12 protein-coding genes are annotated in these 17,211 nt (G+C 58.4%); 9 read left to right on the plus strand and 3 right to left on the minus strand.

Going from position 1 to position 17,211, the window contains the following annotated elements:
- The 3 genes from carB to gmk all read left to right on the plus strand — a co-directional run bounded on the left by carB (window position 1) and on the right by gmk (window position 5,016).
- Complete coding sequence (gene carB, locus JS530_RS04270) at window positions 1-3,384, plus strand: carbamoyl-phosphate synthase large subunit (protein WP_214375944.1); 3,384 nt, start codon at window positions 1-3, stop codon at window positions 3,382-3,384.
- Window positions 3,384-4,307 carry an orotidine-5'-phosphate decarboxylase gene (gene pyrF, locus JS530_RS04275; RefSeq protein ID WP_214375945.1) on the plus strand — a complete coding sequence of 308 codons (924 nt, stop codon included), beginning with the start codon at window positions 3,384-3,386 and terminating at the stop codon, window positions 4,305-4,307. The genes carB and pyrF overlap by 1 nt, the downstream gene beginning before the upstream one ends.
- 118 nt (window positions 4,308-4,425) lie before the next feature.
- Entirely contained in the window at window positions 4,426-5,016 is a 591-nt protein-coding gene (gene gmk, locus JS530_RS04280; protein ID WP_214375946.1) for a guanylate kinase, read from the plus strand.
- Between the two features lie 92 nt (window positions 5,017-5,108).
- On the opposite strand, the gene JS530_RS04285 is transcribed toward gmk, so the two are convergent.
- Window positions 5,109-5,807, minus strand: coding sequence for a 3'-5' exonuclease (locus tag JS530_RS04285; RefSeq protein ID WP_214375947.1), 699 nt, complete (start codon window positions 5,805-5,807; stop codon window positions 5,109-5,111).
- A gap of 265 nt (window positions 5,808-6,072) precedes the next feature.
- Window positions 6,073-7,722 (minus strand): hypothetical protein, encoded by a 1,650-nt coding sequence (locus JS530_RS10925; protein ID WP_214375948.1) that lies wholly within the window; start codon window positions 7,720-7,722, stop codon window positions 6,073-6,075.
- Between the two features lie 272 nt (window positions 7,723-7,994).
- Between JS530_RS10925 and JS530_RS04295 the strand changes: the two genes are divergently transcribed.
- Complete coding sequence (locus JS530_RS04295) at window positions 7,995-10,181, plus strand: GTP-binding protein (RefSeq protein ID WP_214375949.1); 2,187 nt, start codon at window positions 7,995-7,997, stop codon at window positions 10,179-10,181.
- A 90-nt stretch (window positions 10,182-10,271) separates the two neighbouring features.
- Here JS530_RS04295 and JS530_RS04300 read toward each other — a convergent pair whose 3' ends face one another.
- Window positions 10,272-10,922, minus strand: a complete 651-nt coding sequence (locus JS530_RS04300; protein WP_214375950.1) for an alpha/beta hydrolase — start codon at window positions 10,920-10,922, stop codon at window positions 10,272-10,274.
- A 156-nt stretch (window positions 10,923-11,078) separates the two neighbouring features.
- Between JS530_RS04300 and JS530_RS04305 the strand changes: the two genes are divergently transcribed.
- From JS530_RS04305 to JS530_RS04325, 5 genes are all read left to right on the plus strand, one after another.
- Window positions 11,079-12,311, plus strand: a complete 1,233-nt coding sequence (locus JS530_RS04305; protein WP_214375951.1) for a trans-sulfuration enzyme family protein — start codon at window positions 11,079-11,081, stop codon at window positions 12,309-12,311.
- Window positions 12,312-12,388: 77 nt separating this feature from the next.
- Entirely contained in the window at window positions 12,389-13,621 is a 1,233-nt protein-coding gene (locus JS530_RS04310) for a trans-sulfuration enzyme family protein (protein WP_214375952.1), read from the plus strand.
- A gap of 371 nt (window positions 13,622-13,992) precedes the next feature.
- Window positions 13,993-15,051 (plus strand): ABC transporter substrate-binding protein, encoded by a 1,059-nt coding sequence (locus JS530_RS04315; protein ID WP_214375953.1) that lies wholly within the window; start codon window positions 13,993-13,995, stop codon window positions 15,049-15,051.
- A 162-nt stretch (window positions 15,052-15,213) separates the two neighbouring features.
- Complete coding sequence (locus JS530_RS04320; RefSeq protein ID WP_214375954.1) at window positions 15,214-16,356, plus strand: ABC transporter permease; 1,143 nt, start codon at window positions 15,214-15,216, stop codon at window positions 16,354-16,356.
- Entirely contained in the window at window positions 16,353-17,165 is an 813-nt protein-coding gene (locus JS530_RS04325; RefSeq protein ID WP_214375955.1) for an ABC transporter ATP-binding protein, read from the plus strand. Before JS530_RS04320 ends, JS530_RS04325 begins: the two co-directional genes overlap by 4 nt.
- Window positions 17,166-17,211 lie beyond the last annotated feature (46 nt).

Below are 17,211 nucleotides of genomic sequence, written 5' to 3' on the forward strand. Positions count from 1 at the left end.
ATGCCGAAGCGCACCGACATCAAATCCGTGATGGTCATCGGCTCCGGCCCGATCGTAATCGGTCAGGCTGCGGAGTTCGATTACTCGGGCACCCAGGCATGCCGCGTTCTTCGTGAGGAAGGCATCCGCGTCATCCTCGTCAACTCGAACCCGGCCACCATCATGACCGACCCCGAGATGGCCGATGCCACCTACATCGAGCCGATCGCCACCCCGATCCTCGAGCAGATTATCGCCAAGGAACGCCCGGACGCGCTGCTGCCGACCCTCGGCGGCCAGACCGCATTGAACGCCGCCATGGCTTTGGGCGAGGCCGGCGTGCTAAAGAAGTACAATGTCGAGCTCATCGGCGCATCCCTTGAGGCCATCGACCGCGGTGAGGATCGTGAACTGTTCAAGAAGGTCGTGGATGAGGCCGGTGCGGAATCCGCCCGCTCCCGCATCGCCCACAGCCTTGAGGAATGCGACCGCATCGCCGAAGAACTCGGCTATCCGCTGGTCGTACGCCCGAGCTTCACGATGGGTGGTCTGGGTTCCGGCATCGCCCATGATGAGGAGGAACTGCACCGCATCGCCGGTGCCGGCATCCACTACTCGCCGACCGACGAAGTCCTGATTGAAGAGGGCATCGAGGGCTGGAAGGAATTCGAGCTCGAGCTCATGCGCGACCGTAACGACAACGTCGTGGTCGTCTGCCCAATCGAAAACGTGGATCCGGTTGGCGTGCACACTGGTGACTCCATCACCGTGGCCCCCTGCTTCACGTTGACCGATCGCGAATACCAGAAGCTGCGTGACATCGGCATCGCCATTATCCGCGGCGTGGGCGTGGATACCGGTGGCTGCAACATTCAGTTCGCCATCCATCCAAAGACCGGCCGCATCATCGTCATCGAGATGAACCCGCGTGTCTCCCGTTCTTCCGCTCTGGCATCCAAGGCCACCGGCTTCCCGATCGCCAAGATCGCCACCAAGCTGGCTCTTGGTTACACACTGGACGAGATTCGCAACGACATCACCCAGTCCACCCCGGCATCCTTCGAACCGACCATCGACTACGTGGTCACCAAGGTGCCGCGCTTCGCCTTCGAGAAGTTCCCGGGTGCCGATCCGACCCTGACCACCTCCATGAAGTCCGTGGGCGAGGCCATGGCGCTGGCCGGCAACTTCCAGGAATCCCTCGGTAAGGCCATGCGCTCCATCGACAAGCGTCACATGGGCTTCAACTGGGATGGTGAGAAGCCGTCCGCCGAAGAGGTCGCCGAACTGCTCGAACAGGTGCATATTCCGACCGAGCATCGCTACCTGCAGCTGATGCGCGCCATCTGGGGCGGTGCCACCGTCGAGCAGCTGTACGCCGCCACCAAGATCGATCCGTGGTTCTTGAAGCAGATCACGCTGATCAACGACATGGCCATGACCGTGCGTGCAGCTGAGACCCTGACGCCGAAGCTGCTGAAGAAAGCCAAGCTTGCAGGCCTGTCCGACGTGCAGATCGCACATCTGCGCGGTCTTGGCGACGAAGGCGAGAACACGATTCGTGAGCTTCGCTGGAACTACGGCATCCGCCCGGTCTACAAGACCGTGGATACCTGCGCCGCCGAGTTCGACGCGGTCACGCCGTACTACTACTCCTGCTACGCCGACGAGACCGAACTGCGTCCGCGTGAGCGTGAAGCCGTGATCATCCTCGGCTCCGGCCCGAACCGCATTGGTCAGGGCATCGAGTTCGATTACACCTGCGTGCACGCAGTGCAGGAGCTCGGCAAGGACTATGACACGATCATGGTCAACTGCAACCCGGAGACCGTGTCCACCGATTACGACATGTCCAACCGCCTCTACTTCGAGCCGCTCACCTTCGAAGACGTGCTCGAAATCTACGAGGCCGAGAAGAAGATGGGCCCGGTCAAAGGTGTCATCGTGCAGCTCGGTGGCCAGACCCCGCTGTCTCTGGCAGCTCGTCTGAAGGCCGCCGGCGTGCCGATCTTGGGCACTACGCCGGAATCCATCGACCTGGCTGAAAACCGCGAGCTCTTCGGCGAAGTGCTGAAGAAGGCGGAGATGAACGCGCCTCGCTACGGCACCGCCCTGAGCCTCGAAGAGGCCATGGACGCAGCCCACCGCATCGGCTACCCGGTGCTGGTGCGCCCGAGCTACGTGCTCGGCGGCCGCGGCATGGAAATCGTCTATGACGACAAGCAGCTGACCAAGTACGTGGACCGTGCACTGGCCGAAGCTCAGGCCGATACCGTGGTTTCCGGTCGCCTGCCCTCGCCGCTGCTTATCGACAAGTTCCTGCAGGATGCCATCGAAATCGACGTTGACGCCCTGTTCGACGGCGAAGAACTGTACATCGGCGGCATTATGGAGCACGTCGAGGAAGCCGGCGTGCACTCCGGCGACGCCGCCTGCACCCTGCCGCCGTCCACGCTGTCCGATGATCAGATTCGTCGACTCAGGGAAGGCACCTACGCCATCGCCAAGGGCTGCCATGTGCAGGGCCTGATCAACGTGCAGTACGCTTTCATGGCCAACACGCTGTACGTGATCGAAGCCAACCCGCGCGCATCCCGTACCGTGCCGTTCGCCTCCAAGGCAACCGGCGTGGCCCTGGCCAAGGCCGCAGCCCGTATCATGGCCGGTGAGACCATCGCCGACCAGCGTAAGAACGGTCTGCTGCTGCCCAAGGGCGACGGCGGTGTGATGCACCGCGGCCAGCAGGTGGCGGTCAAGGAATCCGTGATGCCGTTCAAGCGTTTCCGCACCCCGGTTGGCAAGACCGTGGACATCCTCCTCGGACCTGAGATGCGCTCCACCGGTGAGGTCATGGGCTTCGACCGCGACTTCCCGCACGCATTCGCCAAGAGCCAGCTTGCTGCTTACGAAGGTGGCCTGCCGACCTCCGGCAACGTGTTCATCTCCGTGAACGACACCGACAAGCGCCAGCTGCCGCTGCTCGCCGTGCGACTGGTGGAACTCGGCTTCAAGATCTGGGCCACCGAAGGTACCGCATCCGTGCTGCGCCGCTACGGCATTGACTCCAACATTGTGGACAAGATCAGCACGCGTATGGATTCCGATCCGGAAGCACCGGTGGTGGTTCACCATGCTGAAGGCTCCGTGGGCAAGAACGTGGTACAGCTCATCGAGGACGGCAAGATCGATATGATCCTCAACACGCCGAACTCCCGTGGCTCCCGTTCTGATGGTTACTCCATTCGTGCGGCCGCTATTGCCGCCGATTTGCCGCAGTTCACCACGGTTACGGAATTCCAGGCCGCACTGCTCGCCATCGAGGCCGTGAAGCATAATGATTATCAGATCATGAGCATCCAGGATCATTCGAAGCAGCTGTTCGAATTGGAGAGACAGGAGTTCTGATGGTTACCACTAGCGGCGAGGAGCTGAAGGCTCAGCGTTCCGATTTCGGTTTACGATTGAGTAATTCAATGGCCAAGTACGGGCCGTTATGTGTGGGTATCGATCCACACCGAAAGCTCCTCACCGACTGGGGGTATAACGTCGACGCCGAGGGCGCGGAACTCTTCTCCATGCGCATGCTGCAGGCCGCCAACGGCAGGGCTGCAGCCGTGAAATTCCAGTCATCCATGTTCGAGCGTTACGGATCCAAGGGATTCGAAGCGCTCGAGCGTGTGCTCTACGCGGCACGCCAGATGGGTGTCATTACCATTGTGGACTGCCTGCATGGTGGTCTTTCCACCACGATTTCCGCCATTGCGGACGCCTACTTCAAGCCGGGTGCCCCAATGTTGGCTGATGCGATCACGCTGCTGCCGTACTATGGCGCTCGTTCTTTGAACGGTCTGATCTCCGAAGCATTGGAAAACGGCCGAGGCGTGTTCGTGGCATCGCTGACCTCCAATCCGGAAGGTATGAGCCTGCAGACCTCGATTCGCCAAAGCGGCGAATACAAGGGACGCACGGTGGCCTACGGTATTGCCTCCACTGCGCAAAAGCACAATGAAGGCATTGACGGCATGGGTTCCGTGGGCCTGATCATCGGCGCGACCATCGGCCAGTGGATGCAGGATTCCGGCGTGGATCCATCCAAGTTCACCGGTCCGATTTTGTCTCCGGGTTACGGCTGGCAGGGCGCTGAAGCCAAGGATCTGAAGACCGTGTTCAAGGGCACGCGTGGCAATGTGCTGGTCACCGTCTCCCGTTTCATCGCTTCCCATGGTCCGGATATCGCAGCCCTGAGCCAAGCCACTGAATCCATCGCTCTTGATGTGCGGCAGGCGTTGCTGGAAGCCACTGAAGAAGGCGAACAGCAGAGCAAGTAATTCCATCGAGCGTTTGCAAATCTGACTTGCCTACGCTACGTGCGCATACTATCGGCATTCGTCATCAGAATGCCGATATTTTGTTACTCATAAAGAACAGAATGGTAAAGGAGGAACTATGAGCGAACATACTCCTGCAGGTCGTTTGATTGTACTGACCGGTCCCACTGCCGTCGGCAAAGGCACGGTTGAGGCGAAACTGCGCGCCGACCACCCTGAAGTATGGGTTTCGGTTTCCGCCACCACTCGTCAGCCGCGTCCGGGCGAGGTCAATGGTGTGAACTACTGGTTCCTGACTGAAGACGAATTCGTGGCCAAGGAACAGGCCGGCGAATTCCTTGAAACCGCAGTGGTGCATGGCATGGCGCATTATGGCACTCTGCTCAAGCCTGTCGAAGAGCATCTGGCCAAGGGCGTTCCCACAATTCTTGAGATTGATTTGCAGGGTGCCCGCCGTGTGAAGCAGCGCGCCGCCGAACTTGGTCTTGAAGTGGTGTACGTGTTCATCGCGCCGCCGAGTTTCGAGGAATTGAAGCGTCGTTTGATCGGTCGCGGCACCGAAACTCCGGAGCAGCAGGCGCGACGTTTGGAAACCGCCAAGGTTGAATTGGCTGCCGAAAACGAGTTCGACGTGACTATCGTCAACAACACGGTTGATCAGGCCGCCGAAGATCTGTGGCACATCATCGCCAAGGAATACGGTCTGTAAATACTTGCGGCAACTTATGCACTTGAAGCCCCTCACCATGAGGGGCTTCATTGGTAGTGCCGCGCCCAAGTGTTGCGCCTAAGTGTTGCGCATTATCGCAGCATAAGCTGCTGATGAATAATCGGCGTACTGGATTTCGCCGGCACCGCGCGCCAGTCGACATGCGCCAAATCACGATGCTGAGCAGTGTACTGGTGCATCCATTCGAAACATTGCTGTGTCTGAATCGCATCACTCAAAGCGCGATGCTCCTCATTTTCGGCAATGCCGAAGCGCACAATCAGATCAGCCAACCGATGATGCTGATGGGCGGGGAACAGCACGCGGCTGATTTGCATCGTGTCGTAATCCGTGCAGGGGAATCCGCTGCCGACAACATGGCGAGCATTGTAATCCAGAAAACGAAGATCGAAACTTACGTTATGGCCCACAATCGGCTCGGTAAGCTCAGCTGATGAAGCATCTGCCAGCCAGCTGATGAAACGGGGGAGTACCTGATCGATGGAATCGCGATCGGCCACCATGGCATTGCTGATACCGGTGAGGGTGGTGATCTGGCGGGGGATGGGGCGTCGGGGATTCACGAGCTCCTGAAATTGGTCGACAATCCGTCCGCCGCGCACACGAACGGCACCGATTTCCGTAATCGCACTGCGGGACGGGTATAGGCCGGTGGTCTCCAAATCAAGCGTCACATAATCGCGAGGGAATCCCAAATCATCCAGCGAATGCGATTCTGCTGCCTGCGTTTCGGAAGGCCTGCCGAACACGCTGATACCGGAAACTGCCACACTTGCTCCTTGGAAACTCGTTCATTGCGGGGTGCGTTGTCTGCTGTACTGTCTTTGCCATTGTAGCGTCAGCGGCAGCGGCATCCGTACATGCGCTCGGTGCAGCTCCATGCGCACAGCTCGCAATACCGCAGCACCATAGCGCAGCACCATAGCGCAGCGTCATGCAGCGCAAACGCATACAGTAGCGCCCTGCCGATGAGCATCAAACACATCGGCAGGGCGCTACACTACCTTTACTACCGAGGAATAATCATCAGTGCGATTACTTCTTATCGAGATGCTCGGTTACCTTATCCTGAATCAAATCAGTAAGATTGTTGAGCTCTTTGGATGGGTCGCTGCTCTCCTCCAACTTGTCGAGTGTATCGTACAGTTTGGTTTGCGCATCGTATGGGGGTTCGATGTCGTAGTACTTGTCGATAAGGTCACGCATCTTGGTGTACGCATCCGTACCGTATTCGATGTTGTTCGGGTCTCCCAGCTCCTTCATCTGCTTGATGATATCGCCGACGGAGGTGAGGTAATCCTTGAGCGAGGTGCTGTATTCCTTGATGCCGTCGACCTTGGATTTGCCTAGCTCATCAAGTGCCGCGCTGCAATCGTTGATATACGACTCATACGAGCTATAGAAGTCGCTGTCGTACATCGTGGAGGTCGGAGTATCATCGCAAGCCTTGGCTGCCTTGTTCATTGGTAGGGCCAGATCCGCCAGATTATTGGACAACGTGGAGAACTTCTTAGCCTTCGTCTGATACTTGTCGAACTGCTTCTTGATGTCCTCGTCGTTCTGGTAGGCCTTCAGCGTGGTGAACTTGGTGTTCGCTTCGTCGAAGGCTTTGACTTCGTTTTTCACCTTGTCGACATCCGACTGGCTGAACTTGGTAGTAGTTCCAGATGCGGCGGATATGGCATTCGAAAGCTCCCAAGAGGCGGTTGCGTACTTGCCTTGAATGAGCGCGGCCTGCTTGCTGGTATCGAGGTAATCATCGGTGGTGAGCGAGCCGGGCTTGAAGAGCATGAATATCACCAGCGCGATGATTACCACTGCGGCCACGGCGCCAACGATGATGCCGATCAGGGCCTTCTGCGACAGCTTCTTCTTGGGTGCTGGAGCGCCGGGCTGTCCAGGCTGCTGCCAACCTGGGGCTCCAGGAGGAACCGGTGCGCCGGGCTGTCCCGGCTGCTGCTGCCACGAGGGAGCTCCGGGTACGGGTTGGCCGGGCACAGGAGCGCCTGGCTGGCCCGGTTGCTGCCATGCAGGGGCACCGGCAGGAACCGGAGCGTTCGGCTGACCGGGTTGCTGTTGCCATACAGGGGCACCGGGTGCAGACTGACCTTGCGGCGCGGTATTGGCAGAGCCCGCGGGGTCAGACGATGGCGTAAATGGATTTGACGATGGAGCTCCAGGCTGATTGTGCGGAACAGGTTGACCGGGAGCAGGCTGGCCCGGAACAGGCTGACCCGGCTGCTGCCATGGCGCAGGCTGCCCTGCATAAGGCTGGCCAGTGCCCGGAGCCGGCTGCTGCTGCCACGGTGCCGGCTGGTTCTGAGGGGCTGACGGTGCCGGCTGGCTCGGTGCCGGCTGGCTCGGTGCCTGCTGCCATGGTGCCGGTGTATTGGAACCGGTCGGCGCCTGCTGCTGCCATGGTTGACCGGCCGGTGCGGGGAATGCCTGTGTGGGAGCTCCGGACTGCACTGGCAGCACTTGCGTGGGCTGGATCGGCTGGGCTGGAGCTGTGGGGAACGCTTGCGTCGGCTGGTCGGCAGACGACTGGTATGGTGCTGCAGGCTGTCCGCTCTGTGGTGTCGGTGCAGTTGCAGGATCTCCGGCTGCCGCAGGTGGGGCAGATGGCTGGTCGAAAGGCACTTGTCCGCTGCCTTGCAGTGCTTCGTTGGATTGTTCTTCGCTCATTGCATGAGTCCTTTCTCTGCGATGCCCGCCCCTTCGCTCTTCGGTTGAGCTCCCAACTGCAAGCGGATATCTGAGAAAAAGCCTAGCACTGTTCGAAGCCGATATCAGTAACGGCTGCTTTGGACTTGATTGTGTATGCCTCTATAGGCTTAGGGCAGCGCCTTGACCGGTATCTCGAACGATTCGTGCGGCATGGCTCGTTTTCTGCGTGACGAATGTATATTGGTATGCCGAACTATGCAATGAGCGTTTGGAAAGAAAAGCGGGGCGGTATGAAGCGGATTGTGGCGGGCATTGTGGCTCATGTGGACGCCGGTAAAACCACATTGTCCGAAGCGTTGCTGTATCGCAGTGGGGAAATCCGCAAACTGGGTCGCGTGGATCATGGTGACGCATTTCTCGACACGAACGCGCTGGAGAAGGCACGCGGCATCACCATCTTCGCTCATCAGGCATTGGTGGAACACGGCGATTTGAAGCTTACGTTGCTGGATACGCCGGGGCATGTGGATTTCGCTGCGGAAACCGAATGTGTACTGACCGTACTGGATTACGCGATTGTGGTGGTATCCGGCACGGACGGTGTGCAAGGGCATACCGAAACGTTGTGGCGATTGCTGACGCGCTATCAGGTGCCGACCTTCATTTTCGTGAACAAGTGCGATGCCGCCGGATTCGATCATGATGCCGTGCTGGCTCAGCTGCGCACACGCTTGAGCGACGCGATTTATGAACTACCCAGTGCCGTTGACGCGGGTGTTGACGATGCTTCAATCATCGACCTTGGAACGGCTACTGAGGATATCGCCACGCTGGATGAGCAGGCGATGGAGGAGTATCTCGACGACGGTTCGTTGAGCATGGGCACAGTACGCGGCATGATCGCACGCCGGTCATTGTTCCCGGTGTATTTCGGCTCCGCGTTGAAACTGCAGGGCGTGGAGGAATTCCTGGATGGTATGGCGGCCTTCACCAAAGAACCGGATTGGGCGGCGGATTTCGGTGCGAAAGTATTCAAAATCTCTCATGACGGGCAACATAACCGCATGACTTGGCTGCGAGTCACCGGTGGCGTGTTGAAAGCCAAGGCGATAGTCGGCTCGGGGGCGTCTCATGGTGGGGAAGATAGCGACCCATCAGCGCAATCATGGAGCGAGAAAATCGATCAGGTGCGTGTCTACAATGGCGCGAAATTCGAAACCGTTACCGAAGTGCCGGCCGGCGGCGTGTGCGCGGTCACTGGTCTGACCCACACATTCCCCGGAGCGGGACTGGGAGCCGAACCAGATGCCGCAGCTCCCGAATTGCAGCCAGTGCTGACGTATACCGTGTTGCCGGCTGGCGCAGTCGTACCGGACGAACAGTCAGCCAAGGCTACCCAGTCAGACAATGCTGCGGACGATACCGAGGAGAACTCGGCGGCCGCTGACGAATCATATGCGCAGCCGCATGCGAAGTTCGATGACCTGACCTTGCATAAGGTGCTTGCCGCATTACGGGAGCTTCAGGATGAGGATCCGCTGCTGCACGTGGTGTGGGTGGAGCGTTTGCAGGAAATCCATGTGCAGCTGATGGGCGCCGTGCAGTTGGAAATCATTCAGCAGACGCTGGCCGAACGGTTCGGATTGGATGTTGCCTTCGGTGCGGGGTCGATTCTCTACCGGGAGACCATCACCGCGTCGATTGAGGGCGTAGGACACTTCGAGCCGCTACGTCATTATGCGGAAGCGCATATTCTGCTGGAGCCGGGGGAGCCTGGCAGCGGCGTGCATGTGGCGTCGGCGTTGAGCGAGAATGACTTGGATCGCAACTGGCAGCGTTTGATTCTTACGCATCTGACCGAACGCGAGCATTTGGGTGTGCTGATTGGCGCGCCGCTGACCGATATCACGATGACGTTGGTGGCGGGCAAGGCGCATCTGAAGCATACGGAAGGCGGTGATTTCCGCCAAGCCACCTATCGCGCGATTCGACAGGGGCTCATGGAAGCGCATGCCGGAGTCAGCGGCCATCCGGATATTCCGGTGGATGGGCGTCCGGATACCAGCGCTCCCGGCAATTGTCGGATTCTTGAACCTTGGTATCGATTCCGTTTGGAAGTGCCGAGCGAGATGATTGGCCGTGCGATGAGTGATGTCCAGCGCATGTCCGGCACGTTCGACGCGCCGGCCGAGATGCACGATTACGCGGTGATTACCGGCGAGGCTCCGGTCTCCGAAATGCGCGATTATGCGATGGAAGTGAGCCAGTACACGCATGGTCGCGGTCGCTTCTCCGCCACTTTCGGCGGCTACCGGCCGTGCCATGATGAGGAGCGGGTGATTCGCGAAGCTCATTACGATCCGGAATCCGATGTGGATAACACTCCGGATTCCGTCTTTTGCGCCCACGGTGCCGGCTATCCCGTCAAATGGTACAAAGTTCCCGAATTCAAGCATCTCGACTACGCGAGTGAATGACGGAGTGTTGTTTGGCCCCCCTCTGACGAGGTGGCTGGCAGCGAAGCTGACTGGGGGAGAGACAGCCGTTCAGCAGAGGTCATCCCACCTCTACCAAATCTTGGGGCGCACGAAATTATTCTCCTCCAGGAAACGCTGAATATCGCGCATCTCCGGCATATTAATGGAATGTGCCATACCGGGGTAGATCTGTTCGGTCAGCTTGCTGTGCGCGGCCCAGAAATCACTCATGGCCTGAACGTCGGCGGCCGGGAAAATATCATCGATGGCACCATGACCGTAGAAAACCGGGCGCTGCAGGGACGCAAGTTCGTCGTCACCGGGCATTGCTCCCGGAGCAAGCCAACCGGAGCAGGAGACCGCGGCAGCATACCGGTCAGGATTGAGGCGCAGCATATGGCAGGCCAGCAGACCACCTTGCGAGAATCCCAATGCAACCACCGGGCGGGCGGCCGGAATATTGGCATTCACCCAATCGTCGATGGCTTGCGCAGCGTCGAGTGCCTGACAAGTTAGCGACTCGCCTTCCGGCACGCCTTCGTGAGCCCAGTCGCCAAACCATGTGTATCCCATACCATAGGCGATCGGTGCCTGCAAACTGGCGTAATCCGATGAGCCTGCACCACAATAGTTCAGTAAATCAGGCAAATCATATTCATTGGAACCCCAGCCATGCAGCAGCAGGAACACGGGGGAGGAATCAGCACCCTGCAAACGGGTCAGCGCTTTGGTGATCTTCATGCCTCACCAGTGTAGTCGGCCACATAACCGCCTATAAGCAACCCATATAGCCACGCCGGTGACATACCGAGCCGTCCGCGTTATCGTCGTAATCGTGCCGCGTGGGGAGGGGCCTCACAAGCGGCTCGCGCTACAACGATTTAAAGGGGGTGCGCAATGACCAGGTTCAACACTCAGCTCGTCCACGGACTGCCGGTGCAAGACAACAACACCGGAGCCGTGAACCCGCCGATCTACAACTCCACGACATATGCCTTCGAGAAGGTCGATGCGATGCCTCGCTACGATTATGCGCGCAGCGGCAATCCGACCCGTGAGTTTTTGGAACAGCAGATCGCACAGCTCGAGGAGGGTGTACGCGGATTCGCGTTCGCTTCCGGATTGGCTGCAATCCATGCCGTGCTGTCCATCTTCAAGCCGGGCGACCGCATTGTGGTGGGAGACAACATCTACGGTGGCTCCTACTCGCAGTTCCATGAGTTTTTCACCCGCTGGGGTCTGAGCTTCACTGCTGTGAACACTCAGGATTTGACCGCCTTGACTGAAGCAGTACAAGGCGATCCCGAGAACGGTATCGAGCCAGCAAAGGCCGTCTACTTTGAAACCATTACGAACCCACTGCTCAAGGTGAACGATGTGCGCGGCATCGCCGCGGTCGCCCACCGTTTCGGCGCGCTCGCCATCGTGGACAACACGTTCGTGACCCCATACCTGCAGAAGCCGCTCCAGCTTGGCGCGGATGTGGTGATCCACTCCGCCACCAAGTATTTGGCCGGCCACTCGGATGTGAACGCGGGGCTCGTCGTAGTCTCCAGCGAGGATGTGGCGAACCGCATCTACTTCGCGCAGAACCGACTGGGTGGTGTGCTGCCTCCAGCGGAATGCGATGCGGTACGTCGTGGCATTCAGACCTTGGCGCTGCGCATGGATCGTCAGCAGGAGAACGCGCTCGCCGTCGCCCGGTACCTGCTGGTGCATCCGCTGGTCAAGCGCGTCAACTATCCGGGACTTCCCGGCGCCGGTGACCAGCGTCTGGCCGCCAAGGGGCTCAAAGGCGCCGGCGGCGTGCTGAGCTTTGAAGTGGTGCCCGGCGTGGATCCGGCGGACGTGCTGAACAACCTGCACGTTTTCCGTCTGGCTGTCTCACTGGGCGCCGTGGAAAGCCTCGCTGAGCTGCCGTGTCGTATGACGCATTTCGAATTGCCTCGTGAGGAACGTCTGAAGGTCGGCATCACCGATGAACTCGTGCGACTGTCCATCGGCATCGAGGATGAGGCTGATCTGATTGAGGATCTGGGTCAGGCTTTCGATATTGCCTTTGAACGGTACGTCGCTCGTCATGCCGATGCCGATGTTTTCAGCCAGTTGACTTCTGGGGTGCTCGCCTGAGTCTTTACGAGGCGGGACTTGATTCCGCCAGTGCAACGCCACGTCATTACACCAAAAAAGGAAGGGAATAGTAATTCATGGCACGGTTCAATACGCAGCTTGTTCACGGTTTGCCGGTGCATGACAACAACACGGGGGCGGTGAATCCGCCGATCTACAATTCGTCGACGTACACGTTCCCCTATGTGGGTGCCACGCCTCGCTACGATTACGCGCGCAGCGGCAATCCGACCCGTGATTTCCTGGAGCAGCAGATTGCGCAGCTGGAACACGGCACGCGTGGTTTTGCATTCGCTTCCGGTCTGGCTGCTATCCATGCCGTGCTGTCGATCTTCCAGCCGGGCGACCGCATTGTGGCCGGCGACAACGTGTATGGTGGCAGCTATTCGCAACTGAACGATCACTTCACCCGGTGGGGGCTACGCCTGACCACGGTGAACACGGCCGGCGATCTCGACAAACTGGAACGTGCCATCAGCGGCAATGGTGACACCGCTCCAGCCAAGGCCGTCTACTTCGAGACCATCACCAACCCGTTGCTGCAGGTCAATGACGTGAACCGTATCGCAGCCATCGCCCATAAGCATGGCGCATTGGTGATTGTGGACAACACGTTCGTGACCCCATACAACCAGCAGCCGTTGGATCTGGGCGCGGATGTGGTGCTGCATTCCGCCACCAAGTACTTAGCCGGTCACTCCGATGTGATTGCCGGATTAGTAGTGACCTCCAGCGAGGATCTTGCCAACCGCATCTACTTCGCACAGAACCGATTGGGCGGCATCCTGCCTCCGGCGGAATGCGATGCGGTGCGTCGCGGCATTCAGACTCTGGCGCTGCGCATGGATCGTCAACAGAAGAACGCCGCCGCCGTGGCGCAGTATCTGCTGAAGCATCCGCTGGTCAGCAAGGTCCACTACCCGGGCCTCGGACCGGAAGGCGAGCGTGAACTTGCCGCCAAGGGATTGAAGGGTGCCGGTGGCGTGCTGAGCTTCGAAGTCAAGGAAGGCGTCGACCCTGCGGTGGTGCTCAACAACCTCAAGGTCTTCCGCTTGGCCGTCTCGCTCGGCGCGGTGGAAAGCCTCGCTGAGTTGCCCGCTCAGATGACGCATTTCGAGATGCCGCGCGAGGAACGGTTGAAGGTCGGTATCACCGACGAGCTGATTCGACTCTCCATCGGCATTGAGGATGTGGAAGATCTCATCGAGGATCTGGGCCAAGCCTTGGAGAAAGCCTATGAGAGTCTGCCCCAAGAACAGCAGCGGTCCATCGGTGCCATTGACCAGCAGATTGACAATCTGTTGTCCTAGCTGTCCTGAAACGATTCCATCACACGGTGAAATCACATTCGGCAATCATCGAAATCGACTGTGATTTTATAGCACAATGCGCGATGCGTCACACGACGTGTCGCGCATATTGTTACCCGCCATATAACGGGAATATATACCCTGCTATCGGATATACGGAACCCGAAAACGTTGAAATCTCGCGGTTTTGCGGGTTGCAGGAAGTAGTATGAAATTACTTCGCACGGAACATGAACCGTTGACGTTGCGCCACGGATTCGTCGAAGGCGGGAGTGCTGTCTGACTCCCGTGTATTACCAGATGAGAACCATTCCATAAGCAATCTGTTGGTTTACGCATTGAGGGAATGGCTCAGAGAGGGGTTGGGAGAAATGCTTACGAAGCATCGTCTCATTATGCAAGGTACCGCTATCTTTGGCGTACTGCTTACCGTACTGACTTTCGGTGGCTGTGGTGTGAGCACATCCGCGCCAAGCAGCAGCACCGGTAGCTCCAGTTCGAACACCGCCAGCGCCGATTACAAGTACGGCACTGTGGAATTCCCGAAGTCCAGCTCGCTGTGCAGCTCGCCGATCGGCATTGCACTGGCCAAGGGCTTCTTCAAGGAGGAGGGCATCAACGCCAAGCTGGTGACCGCCGACACCGAAACCCGTAAGGTGGGTCTTGACACCGGTCGTTTCGCCGTGACCAACGGTGACTTCCAGTTCTTCCCGTCCATTGAAAACGGCGTGAAGACCAAGGTTGTGGGCGCACTGAACAAGGGCTGCATCAAGATTGCGGTCAAGAAGGGATCGCCGATCAAGACCGCTGAGGACTTGAAGGGCAAGACCATCGGCGTTGACGAGATCGGTGGCACGCCGTACGAAGCCGCCAACCTGTGGCTGGGCGACGCCGGCCTCAATGTGGATCAGAAGAACGGCGATGTGAAGTACCTGCCGTTCGATGATGCCAACCTTGAGTTCGAAGCCCTGCAGAACGGTCAGATCGATGCCGCGGCACTGTGGGACCCGCTGCCCACCATCCAGGAGCAGAAGGGCACCGTTGACATCATCTTCGACCTCGGTACCGATCCGAAGTTCGCCAAGCGCTTCTGCTGCTTCCTCTACGGTTCTGAAAAGATCATCAAGGAGAAGCCGGACGAGATGGCCGCCATCATTCGCGCACTCAACAAGGCTCGTGACTACATCGCCCAGCATCCTGAGGAATCCGCGGATATCGTGATGCAGAACAAGTACTCCACGATCAACGACAAGGCGCTTATCGTCAAGCTGTTCAAGGACTACGACTACGGCGTTCAGGACAACGAGGACGCTCAGATTCAGGATGACGTGCAGTTCTTCTCCGAAGGCTTGAAGAAGATCGGCTTCCTGAAGACCAACGATCCTGACGCTTTCGCCAAGGAAGCCTACCAGAAGATCGATTTGAGCTGAGATGAGCCGAACGGTTCGGCAATAGCATGACGGTTGGCTCTGATGACCTGCCCGGTACTGGGCATAGGGAAATCAGGGCCTTCCGCCCTGACATTGCGGGACTGATGTTCGCGAGGAACATCGAGCACACCATTCGTTCGTTATTGGAAGGAAACAAGAACAATGAGCAGTATCACAGCCGATGTGGTAAATCCCTCGGCATCGACGGTAAAGCTCGAATCACGGGAGGTGACGAAGCTGGAACCGTTGAACTCAGTGGCGCTTGCCGTGGAGGAAGCCGGCGCGCAGGTCACGGCAACAAGCAAATCGAAGCAAACGGTGAGGACTGTGCCGTATCCATTGGTCGTGGCATTCTCCGCTGCCGGATTCGTGATTGCAGCCATCGTCAATCTGGTGTTCCCACAAGTGGCACCAGTGGAATTCAAGCAAGGACAGATTTGGATTTTCCTACTCAACGGTCAGGAAGCCTACCTGTTCCTGCTCGCGGCGCTCACGCTGCTGTATGTGATTATCGGCGTGGTCGACGCGCGTGACCCGCACGATGCCAGCCGGTTCCGTTACCGTGCACAATTCCGTTTCGCCGCAGGTCTTGCCTTGGCGCTGTGGGATGTGACCGGTACCAAACTGCAGGTGTTGCCGCAGCCGTTCTTCCCCGGCCCCTCGCAGGTGATGGAACCGTTCGTGACCGACGGTGCTTACGTGGCACTGAACACGTTCTACTCCGTTCGTCTGTTCGCGGCCGGCTTCGCATCCGGCGTGGTGCTCGGCGTCTTGACCGGTGTGCTCATCGGCTGGTTCGCTCGCGCCTACTACTGGGTGTTCCCGGTGCTGAAAATCACCGGTGTGATTCCGGCCGTGGCATGGATGCCGTTCGCTTTGACGCTGATGCCGACTCCGTTCATCGCCGCAGTGTTCCTGCTGCTCATCTGCTCCTGGTTCCCGGTGGCGTTCCTCACGGCCCAGGGCATTCAGAGCACGCCGAAGATGCTGGTGGAAGCCTCGCGCACATTGGGCGCCAAAACGCCGTACATCCTCTTCCATGTGGCCATTCCTCATGCGATGCCGAGCATCTTCACCGGCATTGGCATGGCCAACAGCCTGTCGTTCCTGACCCTGGTCATCTCCGAAATGATGGGCCAGCCCGGTGGCCTCGGCTACTACATCGATCAGGCCAAGGCCTGGTCCGCATACAACGAGATTCTTGCCGCCATTGTGGTGATGGCCGTGCTGTTCTCCCTGATTATGAAACTTCTTGAAGTAGTGCGTGGCCGTGTGCTGCGCTGGCAGAAGGGATTGGTGAAATGAGCGTTGCAACGGCAGCCGAACCGGAAGTCTCCCCGCAGGTTGCGCTAGGTGAGTCGATCATTTCCATCAAACATATCGAACGTGATTTCGTCGGTGATGATGGCAGTGTGACGCAAGCACTTTCGGATGTGAACCTTGATATACGCAAAGGCGAACTGATTTCCATCATCGGTCCTTCAGGCTGCGGCAAAACCACTCTGCTGCGTCTGATCTCCGGATTGGATAAGCCACAGCGCGGCGAAGTAACCTTCAAAGGCCATGAGATCGAGGGACCGAACCCGGAACGCGGCTATGTGTTCCAACAGGGCAGTCTCTTCCCTTGGCTGACCGTGGAAGAGAACATTGCGTTCGGCTTGAAAGCGCAGGGCAAGTACAAGGAACATAAGGATGAGGTGGGCGAATACCTGAACAAGGTGGGGCTCGCTGGATTCGAAAAATCGTATCCGCATCAGATTTCCGGTGGTATGGCGCAGCGAGTGGCCATCGCTCGTGCGCTGATCGACCATCCGGAAGTACTGTTACTTGACGAGCCGATGGGTGCGTTGGATTCCTTCACCCGCGCGGATTTGCAGGACCGTCTGTTGGATTTGTGGGAGAAATACCACATGACGATGATTCTGGTGACGCATGACGTGGATGAGGCGATTTATCTGGGCAATCGTGTGGTCATTATGACGCCACGCCCAGGCCGCATCAAAGAGATTGTGCCGATCAATCTTGCCCATCGCGATCGCGTATCCGACGACTTCACCGCCTACCGCAAGCAGCTGCTCACCAAGCTGCATTTCAACGTGCACGATCACGACTGATTGATGCGCCTCCTATTCACAGGAATGGCTCCTCTCGATTGAGAGG

Source organism: Bifidobacterium colobi (genome assembly GCF_018555455.1).
GTDB classification, from domain to species: Bacteria; Actinomycetota; Actinomycetes; order Actinomycetales; family Bifidobacteriaceae; genus Bifidobacterium; species Bifidobacterium colobi.

Coding starts and splice junctions, on each gene's coding strand:
- carB (WP_214375944.1), top strand. CDS start 1: ATGCCGAAGCGCACCGACATCAAATCCGTGATGGTCATCGGCTCCGGC.
- pyrF (WP_214375945.1), top strand. CDS start 3,384: ATGGTTACCACTAGCGGCGAGGAGCTGAAGGCTCAGCGTTCCGATTTC.
- gmk (WP_214375946.1), top strand. CDS start 4,426: ATGAGCGAACATACTCCTGCAGGTCGTTTGATTGTACTGACCGGTCCC.
- JS530_RS10925 (WP_214375948.1), bottom strand. CDS start 7,722: ATGAGCGAAGAACAATCCAACGAAGCACTGCAAGGCAGCGGACAAGTG.
- JS530_RS04295 (WP_214375949.1), top strand. CDS start 7,995: ATGAAGCGGATTGTGGCGGGCATTGTGGCTCATGTGGACGCCGGTAAA.
- JS530_RS04300 (WP_214375950.1), bottom strand. CDS start 10,922: ATGAAGATCACCAAAGCGCTGACCCGTTTGCAGGGTGCTGATTCCTCC.
- JS530_RS04305 (WP_214375951.1), top strand. CDS start 11,079: ATGACCAGGTTCAACACTCAGCTCGTCCACGGACTGCCGGTGCAAGAC.
- JS530_RS04310 (WP_214375952.1), top strand. CDS start 12,389: ATGGCACGGTTCAATACGCAGCTTGTTCACGGTTTGCCGGTGCATGAC.
- JS530_RS04315 (WP_214375953.1), top strand. CDS start 13,993: ATGCTTACGAAGCATCGTCTCATTATGCAAGGTACCGCTATCTTTGGC.
- JS530_RS04320 (WP_214375954.1), top strand. CDS start 15,214: ATGAGCAGTATCACAGCCGATGTGGTAAATCCCTCGGCATCGACGGTA.
- JS530_RS04325 (WP_214375955.1), top strand. CDS start 16,353: ATGAGCGTTGCAACGGCAGCCGAACCGGAAGTCTCCCCGCAGGTTGCG.